Annotated in this window: 9 protein-coding genes; 6 read left to right on the top strand and 3 right to left on the bottom strand. The window is 40.4% G+C overall.

The features are described 5' to 3' along the window. Nucleotides 1–777 precede the first annotated feature (777 nt). The 6 genes from HH214_RS18835 to HH214_RS18860 all read left to right on the top strand — a co-directional run bounded on the left by HH214_RS18835 (nucleotide 778) and on the right by HH214_RS18860 (nucleotide 13,112). Nucleotides 778–6,369, top strand: coding sequence for an alpha-2-macroglobulin (locus tag HH214_RS18835; protein ID WP_169610262.1), 5,592 nt, complete (start codon nucleotides 778–780; stop codon nucleotides 6,367–6,369). Then, on the top strand, nucleotides 6,369–8,750 hold the full coding sequence (pbpC, locus tag HH214_RS18840; protein ID WP_169610264.1) for a penicillin-binding protein 1C: 2,382 nt from the start codon (nucleotides 6,369–6,371) through the stop codon (nucleotides 8,748–8,750). Before HH214_RS18835 ends, pbpC begins: the two co-directional genes overlap by 1 nt. A gap of 245 nt (nucleotides 8,751–8,995) precedes the next feature. Further along, entirely contained in the window at nucleotides 8,996–9,697 is a 702-nt protein-coding gene (locus tag HH214_RS18845; RefSeq protein ID WP_169610266.1) for an NUDIX hydrolase, read from the top strand. Nucleotides 9,698–9,804: 107 nt separating this feature from the next. Then, nucleotides 9,805–10,644, top strand: coding sequence for a ribose-phosphate diphosphokinase (prs, locus tag HH214_RS18850; RefSeq protein ID WP_169610268.1), 840 nt, complete (start codon nucleotides 9,805–9,807; stop codon nucleotides 10,642–10,644). 26 nt (nucleotides 10,645–10,670) lie between these two features. Then, a complete protein-coding gene (locus HH214_RS18855) occupies nucleotides 10,671–12,128 on the top strand; it encodes a nicotinate phosphoribosyltransferase (protein ID WP_169610270.1) in 1,458 nt (485 codons plus the stop codon). 24 nt (nucleotides 12,129–12,152) lie between these two features. Next, nucleotides 12,153–13,112 carry an ADP-ribosylglycohydrolase family protein gene (locus HH214_RS18860; RefSeq protein ID WP_169610272.1) on the top strand — a complete coding sequence of 320 codons (960 nt, stop codon included), beginning with the start codon at nucleotides 12,153–12,155 and terminating at the stop codon, nucleotides 13,110–13,112. Between the two features lie 633 nt (nucleotides 13,113–13,745). Here HH214_RS18860 and HH214_RS18865 read toward each other — a convergent pair. The 3 genes from HH214_RS18865 to HH214_RS18875 form a co-directional block, all read right to left on the bottom strand. Further along, on the bottom strand, nucleotides 13,746–15,629 hold the full coding sequence (locus HH214_RS18865; protein ID WP_169610274.1) for a DUF4153 domain-containing protein: 1,884 nt from the start codon (nucleotides 15,627–15,629) through the stop codon (nucleotides 13,746–13,748). Nucleotides 15,630–15,853: 224 nt separating this feature from the next. Then, the gene (locus HH214_RS18870) at nucleotides 15,854–16,279 is read right to left on the bottom strand and encodes a hypothetical protein (protein ID WP_169610276.1); all 426 of its coding nucleotides are present in this window, start codon (nucleotides 16,277–16,279) and stop codon (nucleotides 15,854–15,856) included. A gap of 626 nt (nucleotides 16,280–16,905) precedes the next feature. Continuing rightward, nucleotides 16,906–17,691: a M48 family metallopeptidase gene (locus HH214_RS18875; RefSeq protein ID WP_169610278.1), complete on the bottom strand. Its 786-nt coding sequence runs from the start codon at nucleotides 17,689–17,691 to the stop codon at nucleotides 16,906–16,908. Nucleotides 17,692–17,722: the final 31 nt, after the last annotated feature.

The following is a 17,722-nucleotide window of genomic DNA, read 5'->3' on the forward strand; positions in this document are numbered from 1 at the left end:
GAATATTTATGTAGGCCAATCAATTACAATTCTTTTTGCAGTCTTTTAATCTCTTTTTACTCATCGTTTAGAGCAGTGATTAACTGACTGCTAGTTCTATTACCTTTATATTGGTTTTTCTGCTTATCAATCCGGCCAGAATCAATGCGCAATTTCTCAGCTGCCTCCTTTACTGAACCTTTAGTATTATATAACTACACAGCCATCCTTTTTAAGAGATTTAATCATACATTCACTTCTTTATTTTAATCAAATTAAATTTTTTTGAAAAAGTCTCTCCAGTCAAATGGAGCAACTTTACAACTCTATTGGTACAATACCAGAAGCCCAGAAAACAACAGTATACATTAACGAAATTGTTATTTTAATTTATAAAAAGTAACAGTCAAATTGGCGAAAGTATGAGTATCACGACACTTTCTATTTCATTACCATCGGTCGCTTTAATTCTTTCATGTATCAATTGGGAAAAGTACATAAATCTACTACAAAAGTGGCCGTATTTGATCTAACACTGCCTTCTACAGGCCTCATTGGCAGTTATTGCTGGCTATCACTAGATGAGAAAACTTTAGTGGGAAAGGACAAAGCCTCTTCGTTTTTGTGGTGGTTGGAAAATTGGTAAAGATTCGCAAATGCATGCTAACCGGGCTTAAAACGAAAAGTTAAAAGCTAATATGAGTTAATTAGTTACCATCAAATGCATCCTTTGGATTATACTTGATTGTTTTACACTAATTTTTATAAATTTAGTTGCTTTAATCTATCACCTCACTTATGTCACGTATCTCTGCTAATTTTAGCCGAAGCAAGATAATTATTATCCTAGCTACTGTCAGTGCTCTATTTCTGATAGTTTTTTTGGTTTTTAAACATAAAAAAAAAGAGTCGCAGTATGAGTTTAATAAATATATTCAATCCTATACTGCGGGCGTTATTTCCAGAACGAGTACCATTCGAATAAAGCTTTCTGACGAGGTGCAGATTACGCACGGACAAAATGAAGAGTTAAAAAATGATGTTTTCGATTTTTCACCTTCTGTTAAAGGGAAAGCTTATTGGGTAGATGCACAGACAGTAGAGTTCAGACCTGAAAAGGAGCTTGAGCCTAACAAGAAATATGATGTTGATTTTGATTTGGGTTCTGTTGTTAAAGTGAATGATGAACTGAATCATTTCACTTTCGACTTCCAAACCATCAAACCCGATTTCACCATTGACTATAATGGACTTCAGACTGCAACCAGTACTTCTTTAGATAAAATGAAGTTTAGCGGTGTTATTCAAACTGCTGACGTTGAAGATGAAGCAAAGGTTGAAAAAATGATCACAACCTCGTACCCTTCGGCAGTAAATGTAACTTGGCATCATGATAGGCTTAGTAAAACTCACCAATTCGTGATCAACAATCTCCTGAGGTCAACCGGTAAGGCTTCAGAGTTAATTGTTAAGTATGAGGGTAGTTCTGCAAATATGGATGAGAATGGTACCGAAACAGTGAATGTACCGGCTATTGGCGATTTTAAGTTGCTTAATGTTCGGGCGGTGCAAGATCAAGATCAGTATGTGCTTTATCAATTTTCTAACCCGATAAAAGTAGGTCAGGAATTAAGAGGCTTGATTGGTGTAAATGGCATCAGTGATCTGGCCTATACCATCGAAGGAAGTATGGTTAAGGTATATGGGCCGGAACGTTTACAAGGTAATTATACAGCTTTTACTGATGAGGGCATCGAAGATATTGTTAATAAGAAAATTAGCCGGACCTACAGCTCAAATGTATTTTTTGAAAACAGGCTTCCCTCAGTTACCATTCCTGGTAAGGGCGTGATTTTACCTGATTCAGGTCGTTTAATGATGCCTTTCGAGGCGGTTAACCTTAACGCAGTCGATGTTACTATTATCAAGATTTATGAAAATAATGTTCCGCAGTATTTTCAGAATAATGATTTTAACGGGCAGGAGCAATTAAGGCAAGTCGCTAAACCTGTAGTGAAAACTACCATTCGCCTTGATCGGGATAAGGGGCTTAACCTTAATAAAAAGAACCGCTTTATGCTGGATATTGACCATCTGATGCGAACAGAGCCGGGAGCCATCTACCGAGTAGTTATAGGTTTCAGACGGTCATATTCTTTGTATAACTGCAGCACAAAAGCAACAGCTGAGAACAGTAATAAAGACACTGAAGCTAGTGACTATGACGATGAAGGATATAGAAATAGCTCTAACACCATAGATGAGGATGATGAGTTCTGGCAGCGTTATGATAGCTATTATCCCGAAGGTTATAATTGGGATGAAAAAGATGATGTATGTTCAGATTCGTATTACACCAAAGACCGTTGGGCTACCCGAAACATTATCGCTTCGAACATAGGGTTAATAACCAAACGTGGCAATGATAATAGCATGATGATCGCTGTTACCAACATCATTGACGCACAGCCCATGTCGGGCGTTGATTTACAATTGCTGGACTATCAAAAGCAAGTATTATGGAAAGGTACTTCAGATGGAGATGGATTTGCCAAATTAACACTTAAAAGAAAACCATATTTGCTTATAGCCAGCAAGGGTGATGAACGGGGATATTTAAAGTTGGATGATGGCAGCGCGTTACCCTTGTCTAGATTTGATGTGGGAGGTGAACAGGTACAGAATGGTTTAAAAGGATTTATTTATGGTGAACGCGGGGTATGGCGACCCGGAGATTCAATTTTTGTATCGTTTATTTTAGAAGATAAACTTAAAACGCTCCCGCCAGATCATCCGGTTGAGTTTGAGTTTTATAACCCACAAGGGCAATTGTATAAGAAAATGATTCGTACCTCGTCTGTTGATGGGTTTTACAGTTTTCATACTTCCACTACAACAAGTTCACCTACAGGAACATGGAATGCAAAAATTAAAGTAGGTGGAGCAGTATTCGAGAAAAGCATTAAGGTAGAAACCATAATGCCTAATCGGCTGAAACTTAGTTTATCTTTTAACAACCAAACCGAACTAACAAAAGGTAGTACCAATGGTACTTTATCTGCTAAATGGTTGTTTGGAGGCATTGCGCAAAATCTGAAAGCTAAGGTTGATGCATTCCTTTCTCCACAAACTACCAGTTTTAAAGGGTTTGATGGTTACGTATTTGATGACCCGACACTTTCTTTCGCTACACAAACACAAAATATATTTGATGGCAAGTTAGATGAAAACGGTACCTCACTTATACATGCTGATATTAATTTGGAAAAGCAGGTGCCAGGCCAATTAAAAGCTAATTTTCTGGTAAAGGTTTTTGAACCAGGTGGAAACTTTAGCATTAATCAGGTTACTTTACCTTACAACGTTTATTCCGGATATGTAGGCATTAAAACACCTGAAGGCAGCCAGTTAAGCGGCATGTTAACTACGGGTACTAACCATGTAATAGACATTGCCGATGTAAACACCAAAGGTGCTTTAGTTAGCGGTAACCGAAACGTTAATCTTGAGCTTTATAAAATTCAATGGCGCTGGTGGTGGGATAAAACAGGTGATGAGCTTAGTAATTTTACTCAAAACCAATACAACAAGCTTATAAAAACCCAAACTGTAACTACCGTAAATGGCCGGGGTAAATGGATATTAAATATACCCCAGGCAGATTGGGGCAGATACCTGATTAAAGTAACCGATCCTCAAACAGGGCATTCTGCTGGTAAAATCATTTATATAGATTGGCCTAACTGGGCAGAACGGTTGCAGCAGGATAATCCTACTGAAGCAGCTATGCTTTCGTTTACCTCTGATAAAAAAAGTTATAAAGTTGGCGAAGAAGGCACATTAACTATCCCGACAAGTAATAATGGGCGAGCGTTAATAAGTTTTGAAAGCGGCAGTAAGATTATCAAATCCGTTTGGATAGATACACGGAAAGGCCAATCCCAATATCATTTTAAAGTGGATGAGGAAATGGCTCCAAGTGTTTTTGTAAATGTTACGCTTCTGCAACATCATAACCAAACTGTTAATGATTTACCTATCCGTATGTACGGAGCTATACCGTTAACTGTAGATAATCCGGCTACGGTACTAAAACCAGTAATTAGTATGCCGGATAAAATCAGGCCCGAAACTTCATCATCAGTTACCGTGTCTGAAGCTAGTGGTAAGGAGATGACCTATACTATTGCAATTGTTGACGAAGGTATTCTGGATCTTACCAATTTTAAAACGCCCGATCCGCATGATGCTTTTTATGCGCGTGAAGCACTGGGGGTAAAAACTTGGGATTTGTTTGATTATGTAATTGGTGCGTATGGTGGTGGTTTAGAAAGAATTTTAAGCATTGGCGGCGACCAGTTTGTGGGTAATAATAAAAATGCTACAGTAAACCGGTTTAAACCAGTAGTAAGGTTTTTGGGCCCTTTTCATTTAAATAAAGGAGAAAAACAAACCAAACGCTTTGTGTTGCCACAGTATATCGGCTCGGTAAGAACGATGATAGTAGCCGGGCATAACGGAAGTTACGGCTTTGCAGAAAAAGCGGTGGCGGTAAAAAAGCCATTGATGATACTTGCAACGCTGCCAAGAGTATTGGGACCTTCAGAAAAATTCCAGTTGCCGGTAACGGTGTTCGCTCTTGAAAACAACATTAAAAAGGTAACTGTACAAGTACAATCTAATGTACTTAACGGTACACCGGGCAATAACACCCAAGTGGTAACCTTTAACAAACCAGGAGATCAATTAGCGACCTTTGACCTGAATGTTAAAAATTTTGCTGGTGTAGGTAAAGTTAGAATTATAGCTAAAAGCGGAAATGAAATAGCGGTACAGGATGTGGAATTGAATGTGAGAAATCCTAATCCGCCTATTGCACGCACTATAGTTAAAGAACTGAGAGCCGGTGAGGCCTGGAATACAGGCTATACTCCGGTGGGCATGCCGGGTACCAACAAAGCTACTTTGGAAGTAGCGGCTATTCCGCCTATTAATTTGAGCAAACGCCTGAGTTATCTTCTGGAATACCCGTACGGTTGTGTTGAGCAAGTTACTTCTTCGGGCTTCCCACAATTGTATTTAAACCAGCTTGTTGACTTATCAGCTAAGCAAAAAGCAGAAACTGAACGCAATATCAAAGCAACTATAAGCAGGTTGAGTGGTTTTCAGGTACCTGGTGGCGGCATTAGCTATTGGCCCGATGGCGGAGAGCCTAACGAATGGGGTACTAACTATGCCGGTCATTTTATTTTATTAGCACAGGCAAACGGTTATAGTTTGCCGGTAAGCTTTTTAGATAACTGGAAGAAATTTCAACGCCAGAAAGCATTGAACTGGGCGCCAGATCCACACAGCTTTTATGGTGCAGACCTGATACAGTCTTATCGTTTATACCTGCTTGCCCTGGCTGGCGTACCCGAACTTGGTGCCATGAATCGTTTAAAAGAGTTTAAGTATATCAGTGTAGCAGCTAAATGGCGTTTGGCTGCGGCTTACCAATTGGCAGGACAACCGGAAATTGCATCTCAAATGGTTAACCGTTTGCCAACTACCATTAAACCTTACGAACAACTTGACTATACCTATGGGTCTGATGAACGTGATGAGGCCATGATACTGGAAACGCTTAACCTGCTTGGTCGTCGTCAGCAAGCATCAGTAGTAATGAGATCTGTAGCCGCACATTTATCTGAAGACCGATGGTACAGTACGCAAACAACTGCTTATTCTTTGCTGGCTATTGCAGAATACTGCGGAAAAAATAATTCGCCATATAAATTGCAGTTTAGCTATCAGGCTGCAAAAGTAAAGGGTAACTTAAATTCTTCATCCTATATCTGGCAAGCGCCTGTTTCCTCAGATGGTGGTAAAGTTGTTATCAGGAACAATGGTAAGAATACTTTATATGTGCGGTTAGTACAGCAAGGCATTCCTGCACCAGGGCAGGAGCCGGAAAAGGGCAACAACCCGGATGTATTGCAAATGCAGGTAAATTACATTAGCATGAAAGGACAGCCTATTGATGTTTCTGCACTAAAACAAGGAACTGATTTTGTGGCCCAGGTAACTATTAAAAATCCTGTTGGTAATGAAAATTATCGTAACCTGGCGCTTTCCCAAATATCCCCTTCAGGCTGGGAGATATTAAATACACGAATGCTGAACAATGATGAAGTATTTAAATCATCCCCGTCAGATTACCGGGACATACGGGACGATAGAGTTTACACCTACTTTAGTTTGGAGGAAGACAAAGCCGTAACATATTACGTAATACTGACTGCGGCTTACGCGGGTAAATATTACCTGCCCGGGACGTATTGTGAAGCCATGTACAAATCATCCATAAATGCATTGCAAAAAGGCCGGTGGGTTGAAGTGATTAAGTAATGCAGATATTGAAAAAATTATGGTATAACAGAACCTTCCGGTTAGGTGGCATGGTTCTGTTAGCATTTTTTATAATTTTTTGGTTCTGCCTGCCTGCAAAGCTATTCCATAATCCAACATCATACGTATTGAATGATAGTGATGGTAATTTGCTTGGCGCTTCTATAGCTAAAGATGGGCAATGGCGTTTTCCTTATGATTCCATTGTTCCTGCTAAATTTAAGCAATGTATCATCGCTTTTGAAGATAAGCGGTTTGAGCATCATATAGGAATAGACTTTTTGGCATTTGGCCGTGCTATCAGGCAAAATCTTAATTCACGGCACGTAACCAGCGGTGGAAGTACGATTACCATGCAGGTAATCCGGTTGGCTACCCATCACCCCCGTAATTTCTGGTATAAGTTGGTAGAAATGGTGATGGCCTTACGTCTTGAAATTACTTATGGTAAAGATGAAATTATGGCGTTGTACGCCAGTAATGCCCCTTTTGGCAGTAATGTGGTTGGCCTCGATGCCGCTTCATGGCGTTATTTCGGACGCAGTCCGGATAAGCTTTCCTGGGGAGAGATGGCTGCACTTGCAGTACTCCCCAATACACCTTCACTGGTACATCCAGGCAAAAACAGAAATATACTTTTACTTAAGCGTAACCGCCTGCTGGATAAGCTTTATAAGAATAGCATTATAGATAGTAATACAGCTATGTTATCCAAGCTTGAACCCATGCCGGATAGGCCGGTTCCTTTGCCTGAGTATGCTCCGCATCTGTTGGGTCATATTATTTCAAATTCTGTTGAAAATGTATCGGCAGATACCCGTATTAACAGTACGATTAAGATAGCTTTGCAGAAACAGGTTACACAGATTTTAGAACGGCACCACACCGTACTTAAGGCCAATCATATTAACAATATAGCCGCTATTGTTTTAGATGTAGAAACCGGTAATGCGCTTGCTTATGCGGGTAATATATACCATCCCGAAGATCCGCAACTTGAAAGTAGTGTAGATGTGATTAGTGCGCCACGTAGCCCAGGTAGTACGCTCAAACCTTTACTTTACGCATCCATGCTGCATGATGGTTTGATTCTTCCGCATAGTTTGGTGCCCGATATACCAACCCAAATAGCCGGTTATCAGCCTGAGAATTTTGACCTGGGTTATGATGGAGCTGTACCTGCATCAAAGGCGCTGGCACGTTCACTGAATGTTCCGGCTGTAAAAATGTTACAGAAATATAAATATGAACGATTCTATGATTTTTTAAAAAAAGCTGGTGTTACTACCCTAAAGCAGCCATCAGATTTTTATGGACTATCCCTGATTTTAGGAGGTGGCGAGAATACATTATGGGAACTGACCGGTACATATGCAGACATGGCCAGGGTGCTTAGCCATTATAACAAGTATAATGGAAAATATGATCCTGATGATTATCATTCACCAGTTTATAGTCCTGTTAAGCATCCTAAACCACAATTGGAAAAGACAGGTTTACTTGATGCCGGGTCTATCTTTTACACGTTGGAGGCCATGGAGGAGGTGATGAGACCTGGAGAGGAGATGCTCTGGCAACAATTTGAATCTACGCAACGCATAGCATGGAAAACCGGCACCAGTTTTGGGTTTCGTGATGGTTGGGCAATAGGTATTACACCCAAATATGTGGTTGGCATATGGGTAGGCAATACCACAGGTGAAGGCCGGCCGGGTTTAACAGGGATTAATACAGCAGCACCTGTACTATTTGAAATATTCAGGCTGCTGCCTGTTTCAAGAGACTGGTTTGAAAAACCTGTAAGCGAAATGGTAAAAATTAAGGTTTGCCATCAAAGCGGTTATCGGGCAGGCTTGTATTGTAACGATACTGATGATATGTGGGTGCCTGTAGCTGGATTAAAATCTTCGGTTTGTCCGTACCATCAGCTAGTTCATCTGGACAGGAGCAGGAAATGGCAAGTAAATAGTAACTGTGTGCCTCCTGATGAAATAGTTAACCAAAGCTGGTTTGTGCTTCCTCCCGCTATAGAGTATTATTACAAGAGCCGTAATTATCAATATCAAAGTTTACCTCCTTTTAGAAAAGGATGCGGGGATGATACAGGTAGCCCAATGGAACTTATTTACCCAAAAAGTGGAGCTAAAATTTATGTTCCGCTTGAGGTTGATGGGACACGCGGGCGCATTATTTGTAATGCAGCACACGTACAATATGGGGTTAAGATTTTTTGGCATCTTGATAATCAATATATAGGGGAGACGGCTAAATTTCATCAAATAGCTATTAATCCATTGCCTGGAACTCATGTTTTAACATTAGTAGATGAGGCGGGAAGTACTTTGAAGATCATGTTCACTGTGCTGGATAAAGAAAAGTGATTTAGACAGTACAACCTGATCCGCTTATAGTTCGTGCTGGCAAGTACTGCTGCTGGCCTACTGGATATTGTGTATTGGTATTTAACCGTAGTGCTTGAGTTAAGCAATACAGTAAGTTATTTAAACCATAATGATGTTGATGTTGAGCATATTTGTGATAGCCAGCCGGTAAAAAATTGCGAACAAAAGCAATATGAAAGCTTCATAAATAAGCAGATTAACATTGCGCAAGTTACATTTGCTGTATGAGTACTCAGAATATTAGCCAGCATATTAAAGTAACCGTTGATGCCATTGTATTTGGATACAATCAGGAACAAGGCATTTCTGTATTGCTGATTAAGCGTAAAATAGAACCGTACACGCTCCAGTGGGCATTGCCCGGCGGCTTCGTTCATGATGAAGAAACTTTGGAGGAAGCAGCAGAACGTGAGTTAAAAGAAGAAGCGGGTATATCTATTAACTACCTGGAACAGCTTTTTACCTTCGGTAAGCCCGACCGCGATCCGCGTGCACGAATTATTTCTGTAGCTTACTTCGGGCTGGTAAAGTCGACGGATTTCAGCTTATTTGCGGCTACAGATGCGGCTGAAGCTCAGTGGTTCAATATTTATGAATTACCGCAATTGGCTTTTGATCATGCCGAAATTTTGCATAAAGCTATTGAGCGCCTGCGGGCGAAAATAACTTATGAGCCTATTGGGTTCGAACTACTCAACCGTAAATTTTTGTTTTCCGACTTGGAGCAATTATACATGAAGTTATTAGGACGCGAGATTGACCGGCGGAATTTTAAACGTAAAGTGATGTCACTGGGCTTGGTGGTTGAGCTCAATGAAAAAGCTCCGGCACTTGCCGCAGGCCGGCCTGGAAAGCTGTACTCGTTTGATAAAGAGAAATATCAGCAGCTTAAAATCAAAGGTTTTGATCTGGATAAGCTGATCTAAATAGCTGTAAAATAAAGCCAAATTTATTTTGTGTCATAAAAACACAAAATAAATTGGATGTTATATTTACAACACAGTATATTTGTGTCAATATAACGCAAATGTTTATGAAAACATTAAATCTATCTACCGGATTCAAGCCAATTATTGTTGAAAAAGGCGAATTGGAAAGCCATAGTTTTATATTCAGTGGCGGCGAGGTTCATATTAAATTAAAAGAAGTTGCCGAAGATGTGTTGATCACTACCCGTCTCAACAATTCGGATGATGTAATGAAACTGCTGCTAGCCGTTGATGCCTTGCGCAGGAGTGGCACCAAGCATATTAATGCTTTTATACCCTACTTGCCTTATGCCCGGCAGGATAGGGTGATGGTAGCTGGCGAGCCGCTATCTATCAAAGTTATGTGCAATTTGCTTAACAGCTGTGCTTTTGAAAAAGTATATATATATGATGTACACTCAGAGGTATCACTTGCACTGTTGGATAATGTGCAACTGATTACTAATACTACCTTAGTTGATAAAGTTCTGCAAAGCCATCATGACGCCCTGCTGGTATCACCGGATGCAGGCGCGTTAAAGAAAATCTATAAAGTGTCTCAGGCTGTTGGCTATACCAATGATATTGTGCTGTGCAACAAAGTGCGTGATGTAAGCAATGGTAAAATCAAACAGATCACCGTTGATCAACACGATTTAGGTGGTAAAGATTGTTTTGTGATTGATGACATCTGTGATGGCGGCGCAACATTTATTGGCGTTGCCAAAGAGTTGAAGCAGCGCAATGCCGGCAAGGTAAGCCTGATTGTTTCCCACGGCATCTTTTCGCACGGCGAAATTGAACTGGCCGAGTGGCTGGATCATATTTACACGACTGATTCTATTCGTAATGAGGCCTCTCCACTTATCACCCGCATACCTTTAGCCGAATTAGTACAACTTTAATGATAAAGCTATTCAATCCTTACATCATGAAAAATATTCTTTTGCAAACCGACGTATATAAAATGGGCCATGTGGAGCAATATGCTCCTGGCTGTAACAAAGTATATTCTTATCTCACCGCACGTAGCGAAAAAGTCTTTCCTGAAACTGTGTTGTTCGGCCTGCAGTACTATATAAAAAGGTATTTAATTCAACCCATTACACCCGAAATGGGCGAAGAATTTTTAAACTATCGTAGGCTCATTTTAGGCAGCAATTCACCCGAGATTGAAGCCAAAATAAGAGAGTTGTGCCAGCTGGGTTACCTGCCTATTGAAATAAAAGCGGTAAAAGAAGGTACAATTATGCCGGTTAAAAACGTGCTGATGACTATAACCAATACACACCCTGATTTCTTTTGGGTAGTTGGTTTTATAGAAAGCTTGCTGCTTAAGCTGTGGTATACCATTACTGTAGCTACTTGCAGCTACCAATACCGAAAAGTGGTAAATCGCTTTTTTGAAGCTACCGACGACGATGCCTTGCAAGCTTTGAAAGACTTCCAGGTACATGATTTTGGTTACCGGGGCGATTCATCTGAAGAAGGTGCAGCTATTAGCGGCGTTGCACATTTGTTATCCTTTTTAGGTAGCGATAATGTACCTGCATTGCCTTGTGCCATTGAGTTTTATAACGCTGATGTAAACGGCGAGTCCATCATGCTTTCGGTACCTGCCAGCGAGCACAGTGTTATGTGTTCTTTCGGTAGGGAAGATGAGATCGAAGCTTTTCAACACATGATAGATCTGTATCCAGCCGGGATTGTTTCTATAGTTTCAGATACGTTTGATGTATATAAAGTGCTCACCGACTTTGCTGAGCGCCTTAAACCTTCCATTTTACAGCGTGAAGGCAAGGTGGTGTTCCGTCCAGATAGCGGTAACCCTGAAAGTATCATTTGCGGTGATCCGGATGCCGAAACCGGCAGCAATGAGTGGAAAGGTGCCATTCGTTTGCTGGATGAAAAGTTTGGGTCATCCGTAAATACCAAAGGTTACAAAGTGCTCAACCCTAAAGTGGGCTTGATTTATGGCGACGGCATGTACATGGAACGATACATCCGCATTCTGGAACGACTGCAAAAAATGGGATATGCAGCCAGCAATTTGGTGATTGGCGTTGGTGGCATTTTGCGTAACCACAGTCGCGATACATTGGGCTTTGCCATTAAAGCTACCTACGTTGAAGTAAACGGCGAACCACGCGAAATAGAGAAAGACCCCATTACCGACCACAAAAAGAAATCGCACAAAGGATTGCTGGCTTTGGTAAAAAACGAGCAAGGTTATCAAACACTAGACCGTTGCACTCCCGAACAAGAAGCCAACTCTCTGCTTAAAACTGTTTTCAAAAACGGCAAAATAGTTAGCGAAACTAATTTGGCCAACATCCGCCAATGGTTAAAGGAGCAAGAAGCAGAAGTTAACAACAAAGTGAGCGTTTAACGAGCACTGATAACAGCAACTGGGATGGAATTTTTTTTAAATACGTGTAAAAGTTTATTACTCGGCGTAGCAGTAGGCGATGCATTAGGTGTGCCTGTAGAATTTAAGAGCAGAGCGTATTTGAAGCAATATCCGGTTACCAACATGACTGGATACGGCTCGCACCATCAACCCGCCGGTACGTTTTCAGATGATGCATCCCTCACATTCTGTTTAGCCGAAGGTATAGTATCAGGGTTTGACTTAAAACAGATAGCCCAAAACTTCATTAACTGGCGCAACCATAGTTACTGGACGGCTACTCATGAAGTCTTTGATATAGGAATTACCACACAACGTGCAATTGATAGGCTGGTGCGGGGAGTAGCCCCTGAATTAGCCGGCGATGAGGGTGAGAATGCAAACGGCAACGGTTCGCTTATGCGTATTCTGCCTTTACTGGTGAATATAAAAGATAAGCCAGTTGCCGAAAGGTTCGAGATTATTAAAAAGGTCTCGTCGGTAACGCACAGGCACATACGTACGGTTATTGCTTGTTTCTATTATTTAGAGTTTGCCTTACAGATATTGCAGGGTAAGCAAAAGATGGAAGTTTACTTAAGCTTGCAGAAAACTTTTCCAGATACGCTTATAAAGCTATTTATACCTGAAAGTGAAATTGCAATTTTCATCCGCCTGCTGGTAGACCGGATAAATATGATCGGCGAAGGTCAAATATACAGTAGCGGTTATGTGGTGCATACGTTAGAGGCCAGCATTTGGTGTTTGCTTACTACCAACACTTATGCTGAAGCTACTTTAAAAGCTGTAAACCTGGGCGAAGACACCGATACAACAGCCGCAGTTACCGGTGGCTTAGCCGGATTGCTCTATGGACTTGATGGTATACCGCAGAAGTGGCTGCTGACATTAGCAAGAAGAGACGATATTGAAGAACTGGCTCTAAGACTCTTCAATAAAATACATTCTGGTGGAGCGTTTTAGGCACAATGACAAGAGTAATAAGTTATGCGGGAACCCTCACTCTTATGTTAAGCTGTCACTTTTTTCTGTCGGTAATAAATGAAGATATAAAATACAATAGTGGATACGGGTATAACGGCAATGGTAATCATACCTAACATCGCAAAACCTACAGAACCAATAGCACATTTTATATCCGAAGGTAGACTAATGATATCCGATAGCTGGCCAATATAGGACACAGGATTCACAGGACTATATAAATTAAGGTGATGGCAGCAATAAATATAGGTGTGCGGCTCTTAAGCGAAAAATACAACAAGTAATATGTAGTATCGGTGCAATGCACATTAGTATCAGAACAGCAAAAACATGAACATCCTATTTTATATATTAATACCCAAAATTGCAATAAAGTAACCTTTGTCGGACCCTTTCAAGGCGCTTAGCTCAATTATGGTTCAATAACAACGCCATTAGTGTAAATTTCTTGGCAACACAAAGCTATTGCAGACGTTCCAAATGTAATACTAAACTTATCCTGAGCGCAAGCTCACCATGGGCTCACGTTACCGCAGCAAAAGTATAGAACGTTTTATTCAGGAATTTTATCAGATTATGGGTATTTAAATTACCTTGAGTTGGCAAACTTATTTATTCAAATTTGATGAAGTAAAATGCACTTACGGAATTGACTCTGACGCCATCCTTCTTCGTGAAGTCAAAGCTAATTTCCTTTACTTGAACAGTTACTTTAATGCCTGCTTTTTGCTGGGTTAGCTGAAGGTTTTGCTTTGGCAGCAAGTACCATTTGTCCAAACCCCGTGCTGCGCTGGTATCTTTATAAGTACTTAGCTTATCGCCTTGCTGCACAATTTGTTTAGCCAGATCTTTAACCGAAAACGTGAATTTGGTTGGCCCTATATCCAGTATCATAGCGTCGTTATAGTCAAAGCTATCCCGTTGCCGTACTGCGTAACTGGCTACCGTATCAACACTTACCGTATCTGTATAAATGTCTTTAACCAGCATATAATCATAACCTGTTAAAGATGATACTTTTTCCTTAGTGCGAACGTAATAATTGGCGTTGAGTTCATTCTCTATTTGATCTTCACTATAATGCTCCCGGTATTCATATCCATCTAAGTTCAAATAGTTCTCTATCCAGTTCTTTTTATACAAGTTAAAGCCATATTCGTCTGGCACATGATTATTGTCTTTTTCCCAACGCTGTTTCAGCAAATTTTCCTGCCTTTGCAAATCAACGCTCAATAATGGCTGCAGTGCTTGAAAATCATAATGCTTCAGGATATAACTAAGTGTACTGCCCATACGCACAGCTGCATAAGGCTTGACCTTTTCCTCCTTAACAGGCATCAGCTTACTTTGCCGTATCAGATTCTCTTTCTTGAACAGATCTGACAACACAGATATTTGCGAGTTAAGACTAACGGTAGTAGCGCTTTGCGGACCGTAAATAATAAGCATAATAATTACGAATAATGAAATGGGTATCGCCTTAATCGTAGTCTTTTTATAAGACAGAAAGTAGACAATCAAAAATAGCAGCCAGACAGCTAGCACTATTAGGAAATAACGGTACTGGGTAATACCATAAGTGCTAATTCGCTTGGTAACAGCCAACACCAACAAAGCAACTAAAGGAACCAGGAATAGATAAAAATATTTGCTGTATAACTTTATCCAACTGTTACCTTCCTGCTCGCGGATGGGGTAAACTAACAGTAACGCTAACAACCCAAGCCCGGCGTAACCAAGTATCAACCCAGATACCATTCCTTTTGGTAATTCCCATTCTATCAGAATTTTCAATTCATAAACCAGCAATATTACTAAGTAAACCGTGGCTAACGGTATGAGAATGTACTGACTGAAAAATTTCAGACCTTTTGGATAATCAGTCAGTGTTTTATGGCGGCTAATATTTTCCGGGATGCCGGCCAGGAAGAAAAAAGTATTAAAAACACCGAAAATAATAGTCCAGGTATACTGCAGATAGCGCCAATCCAGATGTATTCCGAATATACTGTTTATCATCCCAAATGCTGCACTTAAACCTATTGCCAGAACTAAACTGTACAACAACCCAGTAAGCAAACGAATAAACAGTGTTTTGTTAAATTGCCAAAATGCAATAGTGTCACCAGAGCTGGTGAAAGCCGCGAACGACACCAGCAAATGCATAGCTACCAACAGCAATGCAAAATGAACTATGTGCTGAGGATATTCGTCGGGATGAAAAACGAATAAAAAGAACATGGCTATTGCCGCAGTCAGGCATTTGAGCAGAAGTTGTCTGCCAATAGACAATCCCTTATCCGTAACAAATAGAGAGGCTGATAAGCTTGACGGCAAACCAATAGCTGCCATCATTAAAATACGTGTATACCATTCATTGCTGATATAGCCATAAATATAATCTGATAAGAGAGCAACAGCCGCGTAGGTTCCGACTAATGCAAAAACAAGCTCAAAAGGGAAACGCCTGATAGTATTTGCAACATGGCGAAACATATGATTTATGGATGGTAACTGTAATGGCATTGATTATAACGGAGTGTTTAGGTAAGGTGAAACAATTTGCTGTCTGTATCAGATAGGTCCGTAGGTTAAGCTCAGCACTATGGCATAACGCTGATGGGTCTGTTTGGTTATACGGTTGGTAGTAAGATAATACTGGTGTCACTTATATTAAAAGTTATAAATAAGTATAAGTGTATAATTGTTAAAAAATGTTTTTAAAAGAAGATGTCTATATAATCTGTAGAAATACCATCACAATTGAGCATCTGTTGCAAACGCCAGTATTTGCGTTTACCTGAAGCCTTAAAAATGACCAACCCTGTACTTTCGCAAGGCTGCCCGTTATTGACATAAGAAATTTTAGATACAATTTTACCATTGAACTTGAGTTCACGTCCTCTAGCTAGAAAAGTTCCTTTGATCGTAACATAATCATTTTTAAGCTTGTCCCTTTGCTCTCCTTCAATGCTGTATTCATCTCTTCCCAACGATCGTATCAGAACCGTTCCGGGTTTATTCTTGTTATCGAAAGTAATATATTGAATGGTGAAAGCATGCTGACCGACCCTCACGGGAACTGTTTGAGCGGTTGCAAACAACTTGAAGACCAGCAACAAGGCAAGAAATGGGGTAAACTTCATAAATAAGGTTTGGCAGATGCCTATTATAAACGTGGGATTATTTTACTTGTTTAAGTCAATAGATACTTTTGCTGCAACTACATAGCGAATATGTTCATATCAAACTTTTCAGCTATTTATGTCTAGTTCCATAACTACCGCAAAGGTATTGTAAACCAGGCAACACGATTGGTGACAATATTTTATCAGACCCAAAAAAGACCAAACAGCTGCCTAATGATGAAAAGGTGGATCACTTATTTGATCAATTCTTTTAGCTTAATTACACTCATCTTAATTGAATATAAGGGCATGAACTAGCATGCGCTTATCATTGCGTAAAGCATGATTGAGATACTTGCAATGAACCACACTGCTAATAACATCTTACGGGGTGAGAAGAAGACTATTTAGACTGCGACTGTGAAGTTTTTACCAAATTGTTGGAAGCTAATAGGTTAATGAGTTGAGTAATGATTGCCCTGCACTACAAGGTGATTAACAATCATTTTTAAACAGTTTCAAATGTCTTGCGCAAAATTCGCTTGACATTTGAAACTGAAAGCTTCTAAAATTAATATAAAGGATAATTCGATTTATAAAAAGTTACAACTATGCAGTTTTCACTGTAAGTAATAATTTTGTTCTTAAGCTAATCCATCCTTCTTAGCTTTCGCTATCACCTTAGCGGCACGATCTGCGCTACCTGGATGTGAGCTCAGCATTTTCTGAGATTTACTTTGCGTAGTACCTGACGATGTTTCTAGGGCTGCCAGTTTGTTAAAGGCGCTGGCTAAAGCTGTTACTTTGTAGCTATTACTTTTCAGAAAATCATAAGAGTAATCATCAGCTTCACTTTCCTGCTTACGGCTATAACGGCTGTCCAGCAAGGCCCCTGCAAACGTACCTAACTGGCTTTCAGACAATGTATTTACAACGCTTGATTGTGAAGATGCCGCATCAGTCAGCGCCTCTCTTTTATAAACCGCCCTTACCGCATCCCGGCTATCTTTGTGAGCCACGTGGCCAATCTCATGACCGATAACGCCCAGCAGTTCTTCGTCTGTCATCATATCCATTAAAGCAGAGAATACCCGAACGCTGCCATCGGCGCAGGCAAAGGCATTAATATCTTTTACTTTGTAAACCTTGTAATTGAGGTTCAGACCGTCTTGGTGCTGATGCTTGGCAAAGATCTTGTTCAGCCGCACCGTATACGGGTCAGTTGGGCTGGCTACTGGATTATGTGCATCCATCCAGGTTACCGCTTCAGAGGCTAATTTGGCGGCATCAGCGTCAGAAAAGGTGGCGGCTTTGAACCCCTTTTCACCGGCGCTAATAGTTTTGGTGTTAATTTTAAATTGTGCGGAAACCGAACTAATGGTTAATGAGAGGCTCAAGGCCAGAAAGGTTTGTGATAATAATGATTTCATAAGGGCTAATATTACGGTTGTTTATGCAAGG

This window comes from Mucilaginibacter robiniae (genome assembly GCF_012849215.1).
In the GTDB taxonomy this organism is placed as follows: Bacteria; Bacteroidota; Bacteroidia; order Sphingobacteriales; family Sphingobacteriaceae; genus Mucilaginibacter; species Mucilaginibacter robiniae.